Below are 5291 nucleotides of genomic sequence, written 5' to 3' on the forward strand. Positions count from 1 at the left end.
CTGGCTGGGGCGCGGCCCGCCCCGCGCTCGGCGGGGCGGGCCGCGGACGGCACGGCGGGGATCAGACCGAGGGGCCGCCGCGGAAGCGGGCCCAGGTGGGGCCCGCCGGATCGAAGGACCACAGGGTGTTGCCGGAGTCCCGGACGTAGGTGACCGGGTGCTTGGTGACCGGGTCGAGCACGGTGTGCGGGACGGAGTCCCCGGCCAGGGTGCGGGCGAACGGCGTCAGCGTGCCGGTGGAGAAGTCCAGCGCGTTCAGCTTGTAGTCCGGGCCGTTGACGTACACCACGGTCCGCTTGCCGGCCTCGTCGGCGAACGCGACCGGGTCGGTGGCGGCCACCGGGCCGTGGTCGCGCCAGCCGGGACCCCACGGATCGGCGGACCACAGGTGGTGGGCGGTGTCGCGGACGAACGTGGTGAAGTGCCCGGTGGCGGGGTCCACGACCGTCGAGGGGACGGCGTCCGGGGCCATCGCCGTGCCGGACGTGGTCAGGGGGAACTCGACCCGGCCGGCGCTGCGGCGGTCGATGTAGTTCAGCCGGTTGTTCGGCCCGTTGAAGAAGACCACGACGTGGCCGTCGTTCGGGTTGACCACCGGCACCGGGTCGGTGGCGGCCAGGCCGCCGTAGTCGTACCAGCCCTCGCCCTGCGGGTCCACCGACCACAGGTGGTAGGCGGTGTCCCGGACGAAGGTGACCAGGTGCTTGGTGGTCGGGTCCACGACCGTGCGCGGCACCGCGTCGGGGGCCAGCGCCGTCCCGGCCGGGGTCAGGACGAAGGGGGTCCAGTGCTTGGTGGTGCGGTCGTAGGACCAGAGCTTGTTGTCCGGCCCGTTGACGTACACCATCACATGGCTGTCGGCCGGGTCGGCGGCCGGGGTGGCGATCGCCGTGGGGCGCGCGGCGGCGTAGCCGCCCAGGTCGGACCAGCCCTCGCCCAGCGGGTCGTACGACCACAGGTGGTTGCTGCTGTCCTGGACGAAGGTCAGCGGATGGTTGGTGGCCGGGTCGACCACCGTGAACGGCGACGACTTCACCACGGTCCCCGAGGGGGTGGAGTTCCTGGTCCTGGTGATCCACGGACCGAGGTCGTCGACCCGGGAGGCGTACGCGCCGGTGCGGGTCTCGGCGGCGGGGGTGTCCAGGCATCCGCCCTGCCAGGAGCGGGAGGCCACGGCCACCAGCTCGGCCTTTCCGTTGACCTCGCGGACCACCGGGGCGCCGGTGTCGCCCTTGCAGACCGCCGCACCGCCCGTCCCCGTGATGCCGACGCCGGTCGCGCTCACCGTGTCGAGGCTGAACGCCCCGGTGTGCGCCTTGTCCGGGACCCACTCGGCCTTGGTGCGCCCGAAGCCGGACACCCGCAGCGACTGCCCGGCCGTCGGCGCGGCGGTGCCCACGTCCAGCGGCGTGACGCCGTCGACGGGCGAGGCGAGGCGGGCCATCACCAGGTCACGGCCCTCGGCCTTCACCAGCTCGACCACCTGGGCCGACTTCGCGCCGATGGTGGCGGTGGTGTTCCACTTCGGCGCGCCGTCGGCGAGCGTCTGCGGCTGCGCCGGGTCGTCGGCGAAGCACGACGCCGCACTGAGCAGCCAGTACTGGTCGATCAGCGCGCCGGTGCAGCCGCGCAGGTGGTCGCCGACGACGATCCGCGCGGCGGTGGCGGAGGCGCTGTCGGCCGCCGTGTCGCCGGAGACGGCACCGGCCGGGGCGAAGGTGGTCAGCGTGCCGGCGGCGGCCGCCGCCACGGCGGCCAGCACACCCGCCCGCCGGGAGCGGAACTGGGACTTGCGGGACATGCGGACTTTCCCTTCGAGCGGGCCTGCGGGGACCCGCGGGGGCGGTCGGTCTCGTGCCGACGGCCCCCGCGGGGCGGGTGCGGGGCGGGTCAGCCGGTGGTGGCGGCGATGCCCTGGATGGCGCTGCTGTCGACCTTGTAGAAGGTGGTCCAGCTGCCGTCGGCCTTCTTGTCGGCGGTCCAGATCGCGTCGTCGGTACCGAGGGCGAACAGCCGGACGGTGTCGCCGATCGTGGTGGTGGCGACCTGCTTGACGCCCAGGACGCCGGGCACCTGGTCGAAGGTGGTCCAGGGGCCGTTGGCGGTGCTGTCGGTGGTCCAGATCTGCTGGTCGCCGCCGACGGCGAACAGACGCACCGTGCTGCCGATCGTGGTGGCGGCGATGTGCCGGATGGAGCTGCTGGCGATCTGCTCGAAGGTGGTCCACGTCCCGGCGGTGTAGTCGCCGGTGGTGGTCCAGATCGTGTCGTCGCCGCCGATCGCGAACAGGCGCACGGTGTTGCCGACGGCGGTGGCGGTCACCTGCTTGATGGAGCTGCTGGGCAGGGCCTCGAACCCGGTCCAGGTGCCGGTGGTGTAGTTGCCCGCGGCGGTGTAGATGCGCTGGTCGCCGCCGATCGCGTACAGCCGGACCGTGTCGCCCATGGCGACGGCGGTCACCTGCCGCATGCCGCTGTTGTTCGGCACGGGCTGGAGCGGGCTCCAGTTGCCGGTGGTGGTGTTCTTCGCGGCGGTCCAGATCCGCTGGTCGCCGCCGATCGTGAACAGGCGCACCGTGTCGCCCATCGTGACCGCGCTGACCTGACGCGTGCCGGTGCTGTCCGGCACCGCATCGAAGGTGCCCCACACGTTCGTGGTGTACGCGCCCTCGTTGGTCCAGATCTTGCTGTCCCCGCCGAGCGCGAACAGCTCGCTGGCCGGGCGGGAGGCCTTCACCTGCTTGACCCAGGCGCCGAGGTCGTCGACCCGGGAGCTGTAGGCGCCGGTGCGGGTCTCGGTGGCCGGGGTGCCCAGGCAGCCGCCCTGCCAGGAGCGGGAGGCCACGGCGACCAGCTCGGCCTTTCCGTTGACCTCACGGATCGCCGGGGCACCGGTGTCGCCCTTGCAGACCGCCGCGCCACCGGTGCCGGTGATGCCGATGCCGTTCGCGCTCACGGTGTCGAGGCTGAAGACACCGGTGTGGAGCTTGCCCGGCACCCACTCGTCCTTGGTCCGGCCGAAACCGGGAACACGCAGCGACTGCCCGGCCGTCGGCGCGGAGGTCGCCAGCGGCAGCACCGCGACACCGTCCACCGCCGTGGCCAGACGCGCCATCACCAGGTCACGGTCCGAACGCGGCACCAACTCGGCCACCTGCGCCGACTTCGCGCCCACCGTCACGGTCGTCTTCCACTTCGGCGCACCCGCGGCGAGCGCCTGCGGCTGCGCCGGATCGTCGGAGAAGCACGACGCGGCCGTGACCACCCAGTAGTGGTCGACCAGCGCACCCGTGCAGCCGCGCAGGTTGTCACCGATCACCAGCCGCGCGGTGGAGGCGTAGGAACCGTCGGCGGCCGTGTCGCCGACCACGGCGCCGGCCGGCGTGAAGCTGCTCAGCGTGCCGGCGGCGGCGGCCGCGACCAGCACACCCGCCCGACGGGCGCGGACCTGGGAGTTGCGGGACATCAGGAATTCCCCCTGAGGAGTACGAGAAGTGGGTGCCCCGCCGGACCGGCGGCCGGATGGCGGCCGGCCCGGCGGGACGTGGTGCGGGCCGGGTCAGCCGGTGGTGGCGGCGGTGATCGCCTTGACACCGGTGATGCCGCCGGGGACCTCGCCCCACGGGGTCCACCGGCCGGCGTTGTAGTCGGCGTCGCGGTTGTAGACCTTGTCGTCCTCGTTGATGGCCACGACGTGGACGACGTTGCCCTCGGCGCTGCTGCTGATCGCCTTCAGGTGGTTGTCGCTGACCTTGGTCCAGGCGGGGTCCCAGCGGCCGGCGTCGAAGTTGCCGTTGGTGCTGAAGAGGGAGCCGTCCGAGCCGATGATCTGCAGGTCGACGATGTTGCCGCGGGCAGCCGCCGTGATGCCCTTGACGCCGGCGGCATCACCTGGAATGACACCCCACGGGGTCCAGCTGCCGTCGGGCCGGTTGTCGCGGGTGTAGACCTTGTCGTCCTCGTTGATGACGAAGACGTGGACGACGCCGTCGGCGGTGGTGGCGCTGGTGATCGCCTTCAGGTTGTTGACGCTGACCAGCTCCCAGGAGCCGACCCACCGGCCGGCCGTGTAATCGGCCTGGGTGCTGTACAGGGAGCCGTCGACGCCGATGATCTGCAGGCTGACGGTGTTGCCCCGGGCGGTCGCGGTGACGCCCTTGACCCCGACCGCACCGCCCGGGACCTCGCCCCACGGGGTCCAGTAGCCGCCGACCTTGCCGTCACGCGTGTAGACCTTGCCGTCCGAGCCGACGACGAAGACGTGCACGGTGTCACCGGTCGCCACCGAGTCCACGGCGGAGAGGGCGCCGCTCGGGACGGGCGACCACTTGCCGAGCCAGCTGCCCGCCTTGTAGTCGGCCACGGTGTCCCACAGCTTGGTGTCCGAACCGATGACCTGCACGTGCAGGCCGGCCGTCACCTCCGTCGTACGGAAGCGCACCTCCTGCACCCAGGCGCCGATGTCGTCGACCCGGGAGCTGTACGCGCCGGTGCGGGTCTCGGTGGCCGGAGTGCCCAGGCAGCCGCCCTGCCACGAGCGCGAGGCCACGGCCACCAGCTCGGCCTTACCGTTGACCTCACGGATCGCCGGGGCACCGGTGTCGCCCTTGCAGACCGCAGCACCACCGGTACCGGTCGTGCCGATGCCCGTCGCGGCCACGGAGTCGAGGCTGAAGACACCGGAGTGGAGCTTGCCCGGCACCCACTCGTCCTTGGTCCGGCCGAAACCGGGAACACGCAGCGACTGCCCGGCCGTCGGAGCCGTGGTCGCCAGCGGCAGCGGGGCGATGCCGTCGACGGGCGTGGCCAGGCGGGCCATCACCAGGTCACGGTCCGTGCGCGGCACCAGCTCGGCCACCTGGGCCGACTTCGCGCCGACCGTCACGGCGGTGGTCCACTTCGGCGCACCGGCCGCCAGGGCCTGAGGCTGCGCCGGGTCGTCGGAGAAGCAGGAGGCGGCGGTCAGCACCCAGTAGCGGTCCACCAGCGCGCCGGTGCAGCCGCGCAGGTTGTCACCGACGACGATCCGGGCGGTGGCGGCGTAGGAACCGTCGGCGGCCGTGTCACCGACCACGGCCTGGGCCGGGGCGAAGGTGCTCAGTGTGCCGGCGGCCACGGCCGCGACCAGCACACCCGCCCGCAGGTTGCGGGACGAGGAGTTGCGAAGCATGAGGTGTTCTTCCCAACGTGAAGGGCGGATGCGGGGCGGTGGCGGTCAGCCGGTGACGGTCAGCTCGACGAGGGCGGCCTTGTCGCCGCCGGTGCCTTCGCCGACTCCCTGGAAGCCGTTCG

The 5291-nt window shown here is 72.7% G+C and carries 3 protein-coding genes; all 3 read right to left on the bottom strand.

Annotated features, from left to right (window positions below; all coding sequences use genetic code 11):
* Positions 1-61: 61 nt before the first annotated feature.
* The 3 genes from ACFVGO_RS04685 to ACFVGO_RS04695 all read right to left on the bottom strand — a co-directional run bounded on the left by ACFVGO_RS04685 (position 62) and on the right by ACFVGO_RS04695 (position 5169).
* Positions 62-1801, bottom strand: a complete 1740-nt coding sequence (locus tag ACFVGO_RS04685) for a trypsin-like serine protease (RefSeq protein WP_380359080.1) — start codon at positions 1799-1801, stop codon at positions 62-64.
* 89 nt (positions 1802-1890) lie between these two features.
* Positions 1891-3465: a trypsin-like serine protease gene (locus tag ACFVGO_RS04690; RefSeq protein ID WP_380359078.1), complete on the bottom strand. Its 1575-nt coding sequence runs from the start codon at positions 3463-3465 to the stop codon at positions 1891-1893.
* 93 nt (positions 3466-3558) lie between these two features.
* Entirely contained in the window at positions 3559-5169 is a 1611-nt protein-coding gene (locus ACFVGO_RS04695; RefSeq protein WP_359914873.1) for a trypsin-like serine protease, read from the bottom strand.
* Between the last annotated feature and the right edge of the window lie 122 nt (positions 5170-5291).

This window comes from Kitasatospora sp. NPDC057738, from assembly GCF_042798815.1.
Lineage (GTDB): Bacteria > Actinomycetota > Actinomycetes > Streptomycetales > Streptomycetaceae > Kitasatospora > Kitasatospora lactacystinica.